The sequence below is a fragment of the Tistlia consotensis USBA 355 genome, assembly GCF_900177295.1.
In the GTDB taxonomy this organism is placed as follows: domain Bacteria; phylum Pseudomonadota; class Alphaproteobacteria; order Kiloniellales; family DSM-21159; genus Tistlia; species Tistlia consotensis.
Map to the genome: position 1 here is coordinate 1 of NZ_FWZX01000005.1, position 15,336 is coordinate 15,336.

Annotated in this window: 12 protein-coding genes; 6 read left to right on the top strand and 6 right to left on the bottom strand. The window is 71.5% G+C overall.

The features are described from left to right. Positions 1-299 (bottom strand): transposase (locus B9O00_RS08375; RefSeq protein WP_143596182.1); only part of this gene is annotated, 299 nt, incomplete at its 3' end. Between the two features lie 82 nt (positions 300-381). After that, positions 382-1,815 (bottom strand): helix-turn-helix domain-containing protein, encoded by a 1,434-nt coding sequence (locus B9O00_RS08380; protein ID WP_085122028.1) that lies wholly within the window; start codon positions 1,813-1,815, stop codon positions 382-384. Positions 1,816-2,018: 203 nt separating this feature from the next. On the opposite strand from B9O00_RS08380, the gene B9O00_RS08385 reads away from it, so the two are divergent. Next, the gene (locus tag B9O00_RS08385) at positions 2,019-3,215 is read left to right on the top strand and encodes an aminotransferase class V-fold PLP-dependent enzyme (protein ID WP_085122029.1); all 1,197 of its coding nucleotides are present in this window, start codon (positions 2,019-2,021) and stop codon (positions 3,213-3,215) included. 176 nt (positions 3,216-3,391) lie between these two features. Here the strand turns inward: B9O00_RS08385 and B9O00_RS08390 are convergent, their stop codons facing one another. Then, positions 3,392-4,228 carry a polyphosphate kinase 2 family protein gene (locus tag B9O00_RS08390; RefSeq protein ID WP_085122030.1) on the bottom strand — a complete coding sequence of 279 codons (837 nt, stop codon included), beginning with the start codon at positions 4,226-4,228 and terminating at the stop codon, positions 3,392-3,394. A 225-nt stretch (positions 4,229-4,453) separates the two neighbouring features. On the opposite strand from B9O00_RS08390, the gene B9O00_RS08395 reads away from it, so the two are divergent. The 4 genes from B9O00_RS08395 to B9O00_RS34135 all read left to right on the top strand — a co-directional run bounded on the left by B9O00_RS08395 (position 4,454) and on the right by B9O00_RS34135 (position 8,748). Further along, positions 4,454-6,028, top strand: coding sequence for an inorganic phosphate transporter (locus B9O00_RS08395; RefSeq protein WP_085122031.1), 1,575 nt, complete (start codon positions 4,454-4,456; stop codon positions 6,026-6,028). Beyond that, complete coding sequence (locus B9O00_RS08400; protein ID WP_085122032.1) at positions 6,025-6,486, top strand: universal stress protein; 462 nt, start codon at positions 6,025-6,027, stop codon at positions 6,484-6,486. Before B9O00_RS08395 ends, B9O00_RS08400 begins: the two co-directional genes overlap by 4 nt. Before the next feature lie 16 nt (positions 6,487-6,502). Then, positions 6,503-8,221, top strand: coding sequence for a Na/Pi cotransporter family protein (locus B9O00_RS08405; RefSeq protein ID WP_085122033.1), 1,719 nt, complete (start codon positions 6,503-6,505; stop codon positions 8,219-8,221). Positions 8,222-8,379: 158 nt separating this feature from the next. Next, entirely contained in the window at positions 8,380-8,748 is a 369-nt protein-coding gene (locus B9O00_RS34135; RefSeq protein WP_200808439.1) for an FAD-binding protein, read from the top strand. Positions 8,749-8,850: 102 nt separating this feature from the next. Here the strand turns inward: B9O00_RS34135 and B9O00_RS08415 are convergent, their stop codons facing one another. Then, positions 8,851-9,555, bottom strand: a complete 705-nt coding sequence (locus B9O00_RS08415; RefSeq protein ID WP_085122035.1) for a hypothetical protein — start codon at positions 9,553-9,555, stop codon at positions 8,851-8,853. A 419-nt stretch (positions 9,556-9,974) separates the two neighbouring features. On the opposite strand from B9O00_RS08415, the gene B9O00_RS08420 reads away from it, so the two are divergent. Continuing rightward, positions 9,975-12,929, top strand: coding sequence for an FAD-binding and (Fe-S)-binding domain-containing protein (locus B9O00_RS08420; protein WP_089229653.1), 2,955 nt, complete (start codon positions 9,975-9,977; stop codon positions 12,927-12,929). A gap of 386 nt (positions 12,930-13,315) precedes the next feature. Here the strand turns inward: B9O00_RS08420 and B9O00_RS08425 are convergent, their stop codons facing one another. After that, on the bottom strand, positions 13,316-14,083 hold the full coding sequence (locus B9O00_RS08425) for an SAM-dependent methyltransferase (RefSeq protein WP_159460146.1): 768 nt from the start codon (positions 14,081-14,083) through the stop codon (positions 13,316-13,318). A 1-nt stretch (position 14,084) separates the two neighbouring features. Then, entirely contained in the window at positions 14,085-15,329 is a 1,245-nt protein-coding gene (locus B9O00_RS08430; RefSeq protein ID WP_085122038.1) for a phenylacetate--CoA ligase family protein, read from the bottom strand. Between the last annotated feature and the right edge of the window lie 7 nt (positions 15,330-15,336).

Sequence of the window (15,336 nt, forward strand, 5' to 3'; positions counted from 1 at the left end):
AGCCGCCCGGTCAGCCACATCACTTCGACATTGCAGCCGGCCTCACGCTCGATGCGCCGGCTCGATTGGACCCGGTTGAGATAGCCGTAGACGTAGAGCTTCAGCAGCACCGCAGGATGATAGCTCGGCCGTCCAGTCGCCGCAGGATCGACACCGCAGAAGCCCAGCGCGGCGAGATCCAGCTCCCCCACGAAAGCATCGATCACCCGAACCGGATTATCCTGGTGCACCCAATCTTCGAGGCTTTCCGGAAACAGTGTCGACTGATTGCGATCCACACCCTCGACAAAGCGCTTCATCACCGCCCCCGTCGGCTCCGACGAGGAATCGTAGCAGCCGACGCGTTTTCACACAGCCAGGGTCAAAAGCCGCCCCCCTCCCCTAACTCTCGAACCGTGTCGCCCCCCGCCGCCGCTCGTCGATCGGCAGCTCCAGGTGCAGCGGCTGGTGGGCCCGCTGGGTGCAGCTCTGGCGGGGGCAGAGGCGGCAGGTGATGCCGATCGGGGTCACCAGGTCGGGGTCGGAGAGCTGGTAGCGGGCGGCGTAGACCAGCTGCCCGGCGTGCTCGATGGCGCAGCCCAGGCTGACCGCCAGGCGGTTGTCCTGGCTCTGGTGGCCCAGGCTCGGCCGGTCGACCGTGCGGTTGACCGTGAAGTAGCGCGAGCCGTCGGGCATCTCGACGAACTGCGCCAGGATCCGCCCCGGCGTGCGGAACGAGAGGTGCACGTCCCAGCGCGGGCAGGCGCCGCCGTACTCGGCGAGCTGGAAGGAGGTCGCGTTGAAGCGCTTGCCGACGTTGCCGGCCTTGTCGACGCGCAGGAAGAAGAAGGGCACGCCCTGGGCGCCCTCGCGCTGCAGGGTCGTGACCCGGTGGCAGACCTGCTCGTAGGTCACGCCGAAGCGCGCGGCCAGCAGGTCGAGGTCGTAGCGGGTCGCCCGCGCCTCGGCGAGGAAGGCGGCATAGGGCATGACGACCGCGGCGGCGAAGTAGTTGGCCAGCTCGACCCGGCAGCGCGCCTGCTCGCGCGCGCCGGTGATGCCCCCGCCGGTGATGTCGGCGCCGGCGATCACCGCGTCGATCGCCTCGCGGTACTCCAGCAGGCCGGTGACGTGGATCAGCTGGAAGACCTTGTTCGGATAGTCCAGGCCGTCCGACAGCAGCAGCCGGCCGCCGGCCTCGTCGTAGAGGCGCAGGGCGTGCGGCAGCGCGTCGACCGGCACCGAGCGGACCTCGATGCCCAGGCGCTGCTCGAGGCGGCGCTTCAGGAAGCCGTAGAAGGCCGCGGTATCGATCTCTTCGCCGCCGCGGAAGGCCTCGGCCGCCTCCTCCAGGATCGGGAAGTGGTTGCGGTGCCGGCGGAACAGGTCGTGGACCACGGTCTCAGGGCTGGCGGTCAGCAGGCGGTCGAGGTCGCCGACGCCGGCCCGCCCGACCGACAGCAGGCGCTCGCCGAGCGCCTGGTAGGCCTTGTGCAGGACCAGCAGGCTGCGCGCCAGGCCGGGGCTGTGGTCGAGGGCGGCGCGCAGCTCCTGCAGGTCCGGCCGCTCGGCGTCGAAGACCGGGTCCTGCAGCGCGCTGCGCAGGTCGGCCAGCAGGCTGGCGGAATCGTCCTCGACCAGCTCGCGCCAGTCGACGCCGTAGGTCTCGGAGAGGCGCAGCAGGACCTGCACCGAGAGGCTGCGCTGGTTGTTCTCCAGCAGGTTGACGTAGGCCGGGCTGACGCCCAGGGCGGCGGCCATCCCGGCCTGGGTCTGCCGGCGCTCGCGGCGCAGCTGGCGCAGCCGCGGCCCGACGAAGGTCTTGCGCGGCGCCATGGCGCGGCCTCCTCCGAGAAGCTGTAACTTACAACATTACTAATCCGGTTTCGGTAAATCACAAGCCCTTCACATCGACCCCTTTCGGTTGGCGGCCGGGGGCGCGCCGGTGCTACCCCGGCCCTGTTCCGGTCGGGGCCAGCCCCGGCCCCAGCCCCGAAGGCGGCCGTCCGAGCCGCCGGGCAGCGAAGGAGGAGGACGCGATGCGCAACGGGATCACCCATCTCTACATCCCCGGGCCGACCAACATCCCCGAGGCGGTCCGCCAAGCCATGAACGTGCCGATGCAGGACATGCGGGCCGCCGACTTCGGCGAGCTCACGAAGCCGCTGTTCGAGGGCGTCAGGAAGGTCTTCAAGGCGGAGGCCGGCCGGGTCTTCCTGTTCCCCTCCTCGGGCAGCGGCGCCTGGGAGGCGGCGATGACCAACACCCTCAGCCCCGGCGACCGGGTGCTGATGGCCTCCTACGGCCAGTTCTCGCAGCTCTGGGTGCAGATGGCCGCGAGTCTCGGGCTGCAGGTTGAGTGCCTGGAGGTGCCCTGGGGCGAGGGCGTGCCGCTGGAGGCCTACGAGCAGCGCCTGAAGGCCGACCGCAGCCACGCCATCAAGGCGGTCTTCGTGACCCACAACGAGACCGCGACCGGCGTCACCTCCGACGTCGCCGGCGTGCGCGCCGCGCTCGACGCCGCCGGCCACCCGGCCCTGCTGTTCGTCGACGGCGTCAGCTCGATCGGCTCGATCGACTTCCGCCAGGACGACTGGGGCGTCGACCTGGCGGTCGCCGGCTCGCAGAAGGGCTTCATGCTGCCGGCCGGCCTCAGCCTGATCGGGGTCAGCGACAAGGCGCTGGAGGCCTCGAAGGGCGCGACCCTGCGGCGCTGCTACTTCGACTTCGCCGACATGGCGAAGATGAACGCCGAGGGCTTCTTCCCCTACACGCCGCCGACCCAGCTGTTCCACGGCCTGAAGGCCTCGCTGGCGCTGCTCTTCGAGGAGGGGCTGGACCAGGTCTTCGCCCGCCACGCGCGGCTCGCCGAGGGCGTGCGCCGCGGCGTCGCCGCCTGGGGCCTGGAGCTCTGCGCCGCCCATCCGCGCTGGTACTCCGACACGGTCAGCGCCGTGCGGGTGCCCGCCGGGGTCGACGCCAGGGAGGTGATCCGCCTGGGCTACCAGCGCTACCGCACCTCCTTCGGCAGCGGCCTCGGCCCGCTCGCCGGCAAGGTCTTCCGCATCGGCCACCTGGGCGACCTCAACGAGGTCATGTGCCTGGCGGCGCTGGCCTCAGCCGAGATGGCCCTGCTCGACGCCGGCGCCGACCTCGAGGCCGGCAGCGGCGTCGCCGCCGCCCAGGCCTGGTACCGCGAGGCCGCGGCCCAGCAGGTCAGGCTGGCCGCGGAGTAGGCCGAAGCGCTCGTGCCGACTTCGCTCCGCCCCTCGACAGGCTCGGGACGAAGCGAAGGGGGGCGCGGGGAGCCATGGGCTCCCCTTCGCTTCATGGTGAGCCTGTCGAACCATGGAGCGAAAGCCGTGCCGCCAGCCTTTCCGAAACGCCGTCCGCGATGCCGCGCCCGGCCCGGCTACTCGGTGCGCCCGGCGAGGCTGTCGAGCAGGCTGTCGGGCAGATCGAACTCGTCGCGGGCCGCGGCGAGGGTGCGCTCGTCGAGCGTCGGCGGCGCGAGGTCGACGCCGCGCCCGAGGCAGCGGACGATCTCGCCCAGCGCGGCGATGCGCGCGTGCTTCTTGTCGTTGGCGGCGACCAGCGTCCAGGGCGCGTGGCGGGTCGAGGTCCGCTCGATCATCTCGTTGATCGCGTCCTCGTAGTCCGGCCAGCGGCCCCGGTTGCGAAAGTCCTCGTAGGTCAGCTTCCAGCGCTTCAGGGGATCGGTGAGCCGTCTCTCGAAGCGCTTCAGCTGCTCCTCGGGCGTGATGTGGAAGAACAGCTTGACGACGCGCGTGCCGTCGTCGCCCAGCATGCGCTCGAAGTCGTTGATCTCGCGGTAGGCGGCCTGCCAGCGCGACTTCGGGGTCAGGTTCTCGACCCGCTCGACCAGCACCCGGCCGTACCAGGAGCGGTCGAAGGCCGAGATCGCGCCGTTCGGCGGCAGGCGCTCCATGAAGCGGGCCAGGAAATGCCGCTCCAGGTAGTAGCGGCGCGGTGCGCCGATCGTCCAGACCTTGAAGCTGCGCGGATCGAGGGCCTCGGAGATGCGCCGGATCGTGCCGCCCTTGCCGGCGGCGTCCCAGCCCTCGAAGACGATCGCGGCGGAGTTGCCCGAGAAAAGATAGGACTGCTGGATCAGCCGCAGCCGCTCCTGCAGGCGCCGGAGCTTCTTCTCGTAGCTCTTCCGGTCGAGCGCGAGGCTCATGTCGAGGCGGTCGAGCGGGCGCTTCCCGCTCTTGCCGGCCTCCTTCATCGGCGCCGTCCCCCGCGAGCCCTCTGCCGCCCCGTCGGTGCCATCCGGCGCCCCCTCCTGCGGTTCCGCCCCGCTGCCGTCTTCGTCGCCCGGCCGAACAGCATGGTAGCCTGATTGTCACAGAACTGACATATCGCATGGCTGCGCCACGACGACGGCTGCTGGAGTCCGGCGCAGGGCGGCGCCGCCCGGCGGGGATCAAGGGGAAGGGCCAGGGGCCGGCTGATGACCGACGACGTTCCGAACGTCCGGAAGATCGAAGAGGCGCTGCTGGTCAACCGCGGCGAGCTGTTCCGCTTCGGCACGGCGCTGCTCTTCATCATCGTGATCATGCTCTACAGCCTGTCGCAGGGCTTCGCCGGGGCGCACGCTCCGCTGGTCACCGCGGCCGCCATGATCGGCGGCTACATGGCGCTGAACATCGGCGCCAACGACGTCGCGAACAACGTCGGCCCGGCGGTCGGGTCCCGGGCGCTCACCCTGGCCGGCGCGATCGTCATCGCCGCGATCTTCGAGGCCTCGGGCGCGCTGATCGCCGGCGGCGACGTCGTCGGCACGATCAAGAACGGCATCATCGACCCGGCGCTGATCAAGGACGGCCCGACCTTCGTCTGGCTGATGATCGCCGCCCTGCTCGCCGCGGCGCTCTGGCTGAACCTGGCGACCGCGATCGGCGCGCCGGTCTCGACCACCCACGCCATCGTCGGCGGCGTCCTCGGGGCGGGCATCGCGGCCGGCGGCTGGGGCATCGCCGACTGGAGCGAGGTCGGCCGCATCGCCGCCTCCTGGGTGCTGTCGCCGGTCTTGGGCGGCATCATCGCCGCGGCCTTCCTCTACCTGATCAAGCGGCGCATCACCTACCAGGCGGACATCCTCGCCGCGGCACGGCGGACGGTGCCCTGGCTGGTCGCGGTCATGGCCTGGTCCTTCACCACCTACCTGCTGATGAAGGGGCTGTCGCACGTCTGGAAGATCGGCTTCCCGGCGGCGGCGGCGGCCGGGCTGGTCGTCGCGCTGCTCGTCCTCGTCGCGGTCCGCCGCCACGTCGCGCGGGCCGCGCCGCGGCTGCCGAACAGCAAGGGCGGCGTCAACGAGCTGTTCACCGTGCCGCTGGTCTTCGCCGCCGCCCTGCTGAGCTTCGCGCACGGCGGCAACGACGTCGCCAACGCCGTCGGGCCGCTGGCCGGCATCAGCGAGGCGGTCAGCTCGGGCGGCACGGCGACCAGCGCGCCGATCCCGCTCTGGGTGATGCTGGTCGGCGCCGGCGGCATCGTCCTGGGCTTGGCGCTCTACGGTCCGAAGCTGATCCGCACGGTCGGCTCGGAGATCACCGAGCTCGACCGCACGCGGGCCTTCTGCATCGCGCTGTCGGCCGCGCTCACGGTGATCCTCGCCTCGCAGCTCGGCCTGCCGGTCAGCTCGACCCATATCGCCGTCGGCGGCGTCTTCGGCGTCGGCTTCCTGCGCGAGTACCTGAAGGTCAGCTACGCGCGCATGATCGAGGAGATCCGCTCGCACCACCACGACGCCGAGGAGCCGGCGGTCGAGGACTTCCTGGCGCGCTTCGAGGCGGCGACGGTCGAGCAGCGGAGCCTGATGCTGCGCGAGCTCAAGCGGCAGAAGGGCCCGCCGCACCTCTACAAGAAGGAGAGGAAGGGGCTGAGGAGCCTCAACCGCATCGAGCTGGTCAAGCGCTCGCTCCTGCTCCGGATCGCCGCGGCCTGGGTGATCACCCTGCCCGCGACGGCCGTGGCGGGCGCGATCTTCTTCTTCACGATCCGCGGGGCGATGCTGCCATGACCGGCGTGATCCTCTGCGCGGTCGACTTCTCGCCGGACTCCGAGGCGGCGCTGCTCTGGGCCTGCCGGCAGGCCGAGCTGACCGGCGCCCGGCCGGTGCTGCTGCACGTCGTCCACGACCCCGCCTCCAGCCCGGGCTTCTACCGGACGCTCGAGGGCGACTGGCTGAGGCCGATGGTCACGGTCGCCGAGGAGATGATGGCCGACTTCCTGGCGAAGATGCGCGGCGAGCATCCCGAGACGCCGGCCCTCGCGACCATCGAGACGCGGCTCGTCCCGGGCCTGCCGCCGGGGCGCATCGTCGAGACCGCGGCGGAGCTCGGCGCCGAGCTGGTGGTGGTCGGCAGCCGGGGGCGCACCGGCCTGTCGCACATCCTGCTCGGCTCGGTCGCCGAGCGCGTCGTGCAGACGGCGCCGATGCCGGTCACGGTGGTCAAGGCCGACGGGACCGCGACGTGACCGGGGGCGCCGCGACATGACCGGGGCCGGCGCGGCCACGCTCGACCAGTTCGCGCTCTGGAGCGGGCTGCTCGGCGGGCTCGCCCTCTTCCTCTTCGGCCTCGACCTGATGACCGGCGCGCTGAAGCGCACGGCAGGCGACCGGATGCGGACGCTGCTCGGCAAGGTGACCCGCAACCGCCTCGCCGGCGTCGCCGTGGGCGCCCTGGTCACCGGCATCGTCAACTCCTCCTCCGTGACCACGGTCATCCTGGTCGGCTTCATCTCGGCCGGCATGCTGTCGATGGCGCAGAGCGTCAGCATCATCATGGGCGCGAACATCGGCAGCACGGTGACCGCGCAGATCCTGGCCTTCAACGTGACCCGCTTCGCGCTGCCGCTGGTCACGCTGGGCTTCCTGGTCGCCTTCCTGTCGAAGGACGAGGACCGGCAGGACTACGGCCGGATCCTGCTGGGCGCCGGCCTGGTCTTCTACGGCATGGGCGTGATGAGCACGGCGATGGCGCCGCTGCGGCTCTATCCGCCCTTCGTCACCTTCCTCGGCTCGCTCGACTCGCCCCTGCCCGCCGTGCTGGCCGGCGCCGTCTTCACCGCCGTCGTGCAGTCCTCGGCCGCGACGACCGGCCTCGTCATCGTCCTGGCCGGCCAGGGCCTGATGACCCTGGAGACGGCGATCGCCGTCACCCTCGGCGCCAACATCGGCACCTGCGCGACGGCCGGGCTCGCCGCCATCGGCAAGCCGCGCGAGGCGGTCCGGGCCGCCGTCGTCCACGTCCTCTTCAACGTCGTCGGCGTGCTGATCTGGATCGGCTTCATCCCCGAGCTGGCCGAGCTGGCGCGCAGCGTCTCGCCCGGCGTCGCCGGCCCGGCCGGCGCCGGGCACGCGGCCGCCGACCTGCCCCGGCAGGTCGCCAACGCCCACACCATCTTCAACGTCGCCAACACCCTGCTGCTGGTCGGCTTCACCGCGCAGATCGCGCGGCTGGTCGAGCGGCTCGTGCCCGACCGGCCGCTCTCGGCGGAGGAGCCGCTGGCGCCGAAGTTCCTGGACGAGAGCCTGCTCTCGACGCCGGCGATGGCGCTGCACAGCGCGCGCTTCGAGCTCGGCCGCATGGGCGACTACGTCGCCGACATGCTGGACCGGGCGCTGCCGCCGGTGCTGAGCGATTCGCGCAGCGCGCTGACCGCCCTGGCGGCGCTCGACAAGCCGGTCGACCGGCTGCACCGGGCCCTGCTCGACTATCTCGGCCGCATCTCGCTCGGCTCGCTCTCCTCGGAGCAGGCCGACAACCTGATGCAGCTGGTCGAGGTCGCCAACGACCTCGAGCACGTCGCCGACACCATCGCGACGGACATGGTGACCTCGGCGCGCAAGCGCATCGACGAGCGGGGCTCCGTCGTGCCCGACGCCGCCAAGCGGATCGGCCTCTACCATGCCCAGGTGGCGCGCGCGCTGCGCCAGGCCGTGCGGGCGGTCGTCGAGGAGGACGTCGAGGCCGCCGCCTCGGTGCGCGGCATGAAGCGCGAGGTGACGGAGATCGCCCACGAGATCAGCCGCGACCGCTTCCGCACCCTGCCCCGCGGGCCGCACGGCCCCGGCGGCCCGGGCGCCACCGTCACGGGCTACGTCCGCGAGGTCGAGCTGCTCGAGATCCTCGACGGCGTCTTCAAGATCGCCCGCCGCATCGCGCGCAGCCAGATCCCGCACGCCGACAAGGCGGCGCAGCCCGCCTGAGCGCCGGCGGCGGCCGGCCGCTGCGGGCAAGGCACCCCTGCCCTGGCGGGGTTGGGCAAAGGCGGCGGCGCCACGCGGTGCGGCCAGATGGTCGGCGAATGCCTGGTGCTCGACCTCTCCAGGCACCTCGACGGTCCAGCCGGGCCACGATCGGCGGCATGGCCGGCAACAACTCCTGCGGCTCGCGCTCGCTGCGCTACGGCACGATGCGCGACAACGTCGAGGCCGTGGAGGCGATCCTGGCCGACGGCACGGCGATGCGCTTCGGCCCGCTCGACCCGGCCCTGGAGGGCGCCAACCGCCCCTCGGCCGAGCGCGACCTGGTCGCCGGCCTGCTCGCCGGCAAGGTCTTCTGCACCGGCCACCTGGGCGACCTCGACGAGGTCATGTGCCTGGCGGCGCTGGCCTCGGCCGAGATGGCCCTGCTCGGCGCCAGCGCCGCGATCGAGGCTTGCAGCGGCGTCGCCGCCGCCCAGGCCCGGTACCGCGAGGCCACGGCCCAGCAGGTCAGGCTGGCCGCGGAATAGGCCTTCCCGCTCGGCTCGCGGGAACCGCGAGGGGGTGAGCGCCGGTGCCGGCGGCCGGCACGTCGGTCCGGCCGTCGGGCCAGTCCGACAGCCCTGGGGCAGCTATTTCCCCCACCAGAGCAGATCGCGAAACTCCTGGATGAGGGCTTCGCGGCCTGGGCTTCCCATGATCGTCCAGGTGAAGGTCGCGGACAGGTTTATGAAGAAGGCTGCCAGGAAGCCGAGGAACACGCTCTTCTTGGAGCCCCGACGCAAGCCTTGGATCGCCGCGTTGATGACCAGGTCCTTCTGCTCGTTCGTGAGCGCCCCCCATTGTTCGGCTTCGGAGGTCTTGTCCCGAATGTAGAGGTCGAGCTGCTCCCGAATCCTCTGCTTCTCGTTCAGCTCGAGCTGCTTCGACAGGATGTGATGCCTCAGCCCGTCGATATGGCCCCGGATCTCGCCGATCTCCGATTGCATCGCGGTCAGACGCCTGACGAGCGCATCGCTCTCGTCCGACACGGTCTTGGTGTCGGCCTGCCGGACGATGACGAACCCCATCCCGACCAGCACCGGCAGCAGGATCATGACGACGAACTCTATCGGCAATAATACATCGAGCCACGCGCACATCAACAAGACGATCACCGTCCGAATTACCATGTACTCAGAAATGAACGACGTCCGCCCGAAGAGCGATACCCTATAGATAATAGCGCAATATTTTTCGCCGAAGGCCTTCGACTGAGCATAGTAGATCGCAAGCGTGAACAGCACGGATGGCAGGATCACCACTGCCATGACGACCACCATTTCCCGGACGCTCATGCCACTCTCCTCCTGCCGGTCGGTCGCACGGCAATCGACGCCGCCCCGTTTTCCGGGTTAGATATCCATCTAACACTCGCATATCGGGATATCGAATATCCAATATGCGAGAAAAAATCTACCACCATCACAATGTATGATTGCTCACCACCTCCCGGACCGGTACCGCGAGGTCGCGCCCCGGCAGGTGAAGCTGGTGATGGAGTAGCGGCGTCCGTGCCGCTTTCGCTTCGCCCTTCGACAAGCTCGGGGTGAAGCGACGGGGAGCCGCAGGCTCCCCTCTGTTTCATGGCGAGCGCGTCGGACCATGAGCGGACCACCCGCGATCGGACCGGGCTCCGCCCCCGGCATACCGTCTGCCATGCCGTGCCGGGGGTTCCGCCGCGCCCGTCGGCGCGGGCATAATCGGGCATATGACGATGACCAGACCTGCCCGCCCGCAGCCGGGCGATTCGCGCCTCGCCCGCCGCCTCGCCGACGCCCTCGAGGGCGAGGTGCTGTTCGACGCCTTCGACCGCGGGCGCTATTCGACCGACGCCTCGGTCTACCAGATCGAGCCGCTCGGCGTGGTCGTGCCCAGGCACGAGGCCGACGTGCGCCGGGCCCTCGACATCGCCCGCGAGGAGGGCCTGCCGGTGCTGCCGCGCGGCGGCGGCACCTCGCAGTGCGGCCAGACGGTCGGCGAATGCCTGGTGCTCGATCTCTCCAGGCACCTCGACGGCCTGGTCGAGCTCGATGCCGCCAACGGCCAGGCGACGGTGCAGCCGGGCATCGTGCTCGACAAGCTGAACCGCCAGCTCAAGCCGCACGGCCTGTGGTTCCCGGTCGACGTCTCGACCTCCAGCCGGGCCACGATCGGCGGCATGGCCGGCAACAACTCCTGCGGCTCGCGCTCGCTGCGCTACGGCACGATGCGCGACAACGTCGAGGCCGTGGAGGCGATCCTGGCCGACGGCACGGCGATGCGCTTCGGCCCGCTCGACCCGGCGCTGGAGGGCGCCAACCGCCCCTCGGCCGAGCGCGACCTGGTCGCCGACCTGCTCGACCTCGGCCGGCGCGCGCAGCCGGCGATCGAGGAGCACTTCCCCAAGGTCCTGCGCCGGGTCGGCGGCTACAACCTCGACGCCCTGCTGCCGGCGCCGGAGCGCGCCCTGATGAGCGGCGAGATGGCGCGGGCGCCCGGCGATCCGGCCAACCTCGGCCACTTCCTGATCGGCTCGGAAGGCACCCTCGCCTACTTCGAGCGCCTGCGCCTCCGGCTCTCGCCGCTGCCCAGGAACAAGGTGCTCGGCGTCTGCCACTTCCCGACATTCTACCGGGCCATGGACGCGGCGCAGCACATCGTCAAGCTGGGGCCGACGGCGGTCGAGCTGGTCGACCGCACGATGATCGAGCTGGCGCGCGAGATCCCGGCCTTCCTCGACACCATGAAGCTGTTCGTGCGCGGCGAGCCGGACTCTCTGCTGCTGGTCGAGTTCGCCGAGGCGGACCAGGGCGAGAACCTGCGGCGCCTCGCGGCGCTGGTCGAGCTGATGGGCGACCTGGGGCTGCCGGGCACCGTCGTCGAGGCCGTCGATCCCGGCTTCCAGACGGCGATCTGGGAGGTCCGCAAGCAGGGCCTCAACATCATGATGTCGATGAAGGGCGACGGGAAGCCGGTCTCCTTCGTCGAGGACTGCGCCGTGCGGCTGGAGGACCTCGCCGAGTACACGCGGCGGCTCGACGAGGTCTTCGCCAGGCACGGCACCAAGGGCACCTGGTACGCCCACGCCTCGGTCGGCACGCTGCACGTCCGTCCGGTGCTCAACCTCAAGCTCGAGGCCGAGGCCCGCAAGATGCGGGAGATCGCCGAGGAGGCCTTCGAGATGGTGCGCGCCTACAAGGGCTCGCACTCCGGCGAGCACGGCGACGGCTTGGTGCGCAGCGAGGCGCACCGCGAGATGTTCGGCGAGGAGCTGGTCGGCTTCTTCGGCGAGGCCAAGCGGCGGCTCGACCCCGAGGGCCGGCTCAACCCGGGCAAGATCGTCGATCCCTCGAAGATGGACGACCGCAGCCTGTTCCGCTTCAAGCCGGGCTACGCGCCGCTGCCGCTCGAGACCGGTCTCGACTGGTCGGCCTGGGGCGGCTTCTCGGGCGCCGTCGAGATGTGCAACAACAACGGCGCCTGCCGGAAGGACCAGGGCGCCGTGATGTGCCCCTCGTTCCGGGTCACGCGCAACGAGCGCGACCTGACCCGCGGCCGCGCCAACGCCCTGCGCCTCGCCGCCTCCGGCCAGCTCGGCCCCGACGCCCTGACCTCCGACGAGATGCTGGAGACCATGAAGCTCTGCGTCGGCTGCAAGGGCTGCCGGCGCGAGTGCCCGACCGGCGTCGACATGGCGCGCATGAAGACCGAGGTGCTGTACCAGCGCTCGAAGCAGGAGGGCATCCCGCTCGGCGAGAAGGCGATCGCCTTCCTGCCGCGTTACGCGCCGCTGGCCGGCCGCCTGCCCTGGCTGGCCAACGCCCGCGACGCCCTGCCGGGCGGCGCCCGCCTCGGCGAGGCCCTGCTCGGCCTCGCCGCCGACCGCCCGCTGCCGCGCTGGAGCGACCGGCCGTTCCGCGACCAGCCCTTGAAGGGCGCGACGGCGACCGGCCGCGAGGTCGCGCTCTTCGTCGACACCTTCGGGCGCTGGTTCGAGCCCGAGACGCCGCGCGCCGCCCAGCGCGTGCTCGACGCCGCCGGCTACCGGGTCGTGCTGCCCAAGGCGGCCGACCGGGGGCGCCCGCTGTGCTGCGGCCGGACCTTCCTGGCCGCCGGCCTCGTGGAGGAGGCGCGCGCCGAGGCCCGACGCACCCTGGCCGCCCTGCTGCCGCTGGCCGCGCGCGGCCTGCCGATCGTCGGGCTGGAGCCGGCCTGCCTCCTGACCCTGCGCGACGAGTTCCTGGCCCTGCTGCCCGGCGCGGACAGCCGGGCCCTGGCCGGCCAGGCCCTGCTGTTCGAGGAGTTCCTGGCCGCCGAGCAGAAGGCCGGCGCCCTGGCGCTCGACCTCAAGCCCCTGCCCGGCCGCAAGGCGCTGATCCACGGCCACTGCCACCAGAAGGCCTTCGCCGCCTTCTCCCAGGTCTCGGAGGTCCTGAGGCTGGTGCCGGAGCTGGAGGTCTCGACCATCGAGTCCTCCTGCTGCGGCATGGCCGGCGCCTTCGGCTACCGCAAGGAGACGGCCGAGGTCAGCCGGGCCATGGCCGAGCTGTCGCTGCTGCCGGCGGTGCGCGCCGCCGACGCCGACACGACCCTGGTCGCCGACGGCACCTCCTGCCGCCACCAGATCGCCGACGGCAGCGGCCGCCAGGCGATCCACGCCGCCCGGCTGCTGGAACAGGCCCTCGCCTGACGCGACCACGGCCGGCCGCGCGAGAGCGCGGCCGGCCGTGGTCCGAAGGAGGAAGAGGTGGCGGCGGCCGCCGGGATCGCGACCGACAGCCGCCGCCTGGCCAGTCGTTCCGTGGGGGCATGGAGGCCGACTGGCGGGTATCGGAGGGGAAGTCTCCGGTGATGGTTAATCTGCCCTGGTAGTGTGGCTGCGAAAGGCTCGCACCACGGCGATAATGTGAAAGCCGGCCCGAGGCAGCCAGAAAGCGGTCGGCGTGGTGATCCCACGTCCCTCGACAGGCTCGGGACGAAGCATCCGCTCTCGCTCGCTCTGAAGTTCGCTTCGTCCCGAGCCTGTCGAGGGACGTGGCAGCCGCGAATAGCCGCTCCCGGATGGAGCGACCGCCCCTACCCCGCCTTGCGCGCCAGCAGGTAGAGCTGCGGATCACCGACCTCGAAGGGCCGGCCGTCGATCTCGGCGTAGGCCTCGACGCCGGTGAAGCCGCTGTCCGCCAGCATCCCGCCGATCTCGCGCACCGTGAAGATCCAGTGGTGGCCGAGCCGCTCCTCGACCCGGCCGCCGCGCACCAGGCGGTAGCGGGTGTCGAGCCGGCCGGCCAGGGGGTCGTAGTCGTTGAGGCAGCGCATGCGGTAGTCGCCGACCTCGACCTCGATCTCCGGCTCGTAGTTCGGCAGCAGCGATTCGGCCGCCATGCCCGTGTGCAGCAGGAAGCCGGCGCCCGGCGCGAGCGTGCCGGCGAGGGCGGCGAGGAAGCGCCGGCACTGAGCGGCCTCGAAGTAGCCGAAGGCGTTGCCCAGGCAGCAGGCCCCCGCGAAGGGCCCGAGGCCTTCGAGGTCGCGCATGTCCCGATGCAGGAAGCGCGGCGGAACCTCGATCTCCTCCTCGACCGCCGCGGCGGCGCGTGCCCGCTCCAGCGAGATCTCGGAGAGATCGAGGCCGGTCGGCCGGTAGCCGCGCTTCGCGAGCTCGACGGCGTGGCGTCCCTCGCCACAGGGCACGTCGAGCAGGGTCGCGTCGGAATCGAGGTCGAGGGCGTCGGCGATGAAGTCGCACTCGGCCGACAGGCGGTCCTCGTCGATCGCCGCGCGCCAGATGTCGAGGGTCAGGCCGTCGAAGAAGGCGCCGGCCCAGCCGGGATCGGGAGCGCCCGCCAAGTCAGTCGTACTTGCGCTGATCGTCGATGACCTTGCCGTCGTTCGGCAGGCTGCCCGGCGCCAGCAGCTCGACGTCGCCCCTCAGCTTGGTCGCCGCCTGCAGGGCCTCGGCCAGCGCCGCGCCCAGCGAATCCTCGGCGCCGCTGGTCTCGACCTTGAGGACCATGCGGTCGCGCTCGCCCTCGCGCTCGACGACGAGGCGCGCCTTGACCACGGCCGGGAAGCGCTTGACCGCCTCGGCGACCTGCTCGGGATGGACGAACATGCCCTTGACCTTGGTGGTCTGGTCGGCGCGGCCCATCCAGCCCTTGATGCGCCGGTTGGTGCGCCCGCAGGGGCTGGTGCCGGGCAGGATCGCCGAGAGGTCCCCGGTCGCCAGGCGGAGCAGCGGATAGGCCGGGTTGAAGGTCGTGACGACGACCTCGCCGACCTCGCCGTCGGCCACCGGGTCGCCGGTGCCCGGCCGGACGATCTCGAGCAGGCAGCCCTCGTCGACGATCAGCCCCTCGATGCTGCCGTCGGGGGCCTCGGCCTCGTAGGCGACGAGGCCGAGCTCGGCGGTCGCGTAGCACTGCTTCACCGCGACGCCGCGCTCGGCGTACTCGGCGCGCAGGCTCGGGAACAGCGCGCCGCCCGAGACCAGGGCCTTGGTGATCGAGCCGCAGTCGAGGCCGAGCTCGGCGGCCTTGTCGAGCAGCACCTTCAGGAAGTCGGGGGTGCCGGCATAGCCCTGCGGGCGCAGGTGGGCGATCGCCTCGGCCTGCTGCTCGCTGTTGCCGACGCCGGCGGCGATCACCGCGCAGCCCAGGGCCTGGGCGCCGGCGTCCATGATCCAGCCGCCGGGGGTCAGGTGATAGGCGAAGCAGTTGTGGACCAGCTCGCCGGGCCGGAAGCCGGCGGCGAAGAGCCCGCGGGCCATGCGCCGGTAGTCGCTGTCGCGCCCCTGCAGCTCGAAGATCGGGCCGGGCGAGACGAAGATGCGGCCGGCCTCGCCGGGCGCCAGGGCGTTGAAGCCGCCGAACGGCGGCTGCTGCTTCTGCAGGCGGATCAGATCGGCCTTGCGGGTGACCGGCAGCCGGCCGAGGTCGGCCCAGCCCCGCACGCTGGCCGGATCGAGCTCGGCCAGCCGCGCGCGGTAGCCCTCGGTCGCCTTGGCCCGCGCGATCTGGCCGCGCAGCCGCTCGAAGAGGTCGGCCTCGCGCGCCTCGCCCGACCGCGTCTCCAGCTCGTCGTAGTGCCTGCTCATCGCCCGG

Bases quoted from the DNA above. Each gene is read 5' to 3' on its own strand.
- B9O00_RS08400 (WP_085122032.1), top strand. From the start codon at position 6,025: ATGACCGGCGTGATCCTCTGCGCGGTCGACTTCTCGCCGGACTCCGAG.
- B9O00_RS08390 (WP_085122030.1), bottom strand. From the start codon at position 4,228: ATGAAGGAGGCCGGCAAGAGCGGGAAGCGCCCGCTCGACCGCCTCGAC.
- B9O00_RS08385 (WP_085122029.1), top strand. From the start codon at position 2,019: ATGCGCAACGGGATCACCCATCTCTACATCCCCGGGCCGACCAACATC.
- B9O00_RS08415 (WP_085122035.1), bottom strand. From the start codon at position 9,555: ATGAGCGTCCGGGAAATGGTGGTCGTCATGGCAGTGGTGATCCTGCCA.
- B9O00_RS08405 (WP_085122033.1), top strand. From the start codon at position 6,503: ATGACCGGGGCCGGCGCGGCCACGCTCGACCAGTTCGCGCTCTGGAGC.
- B9O00_RS08420 (WP_089229653.1), top strand. From the start codon at position 9,975: ATGACCAGACCTGCCCGCCCGCAGCCGGGCGATTCGCGCCTCGCCCGC.
- B9O00_RS08395 (WP_085122031.1), top strand. From the start codon at position 4,454: ATGACCGACGACGTTCCGAACGTCCGGAAGATCGAAGAGGCGCTGCTG.
- B9O00_RS08380 (WP_085122028.1), bottom strand. From the start codon at position 1,815: ATGGCGCCGCGCAAGACCTTCGTCGGGCCGCGGCTGCGCCAGCTGCGC.
- B9O00_RS08430 (WP_085122038.1), bottom strand. From the start codon at position 15,329: ATGAGCAGGCACTACGACGAGCTGGAGACGCGGTCGGGCGAGGCGCGC.
- B9O00_RS34135 (WP_200808439.1), top strand. From the start codon at position 8,380: ATGGCCGGCAACAACTCCTGCGGCTCGCGCTCGCTGCGCTACGGCACG.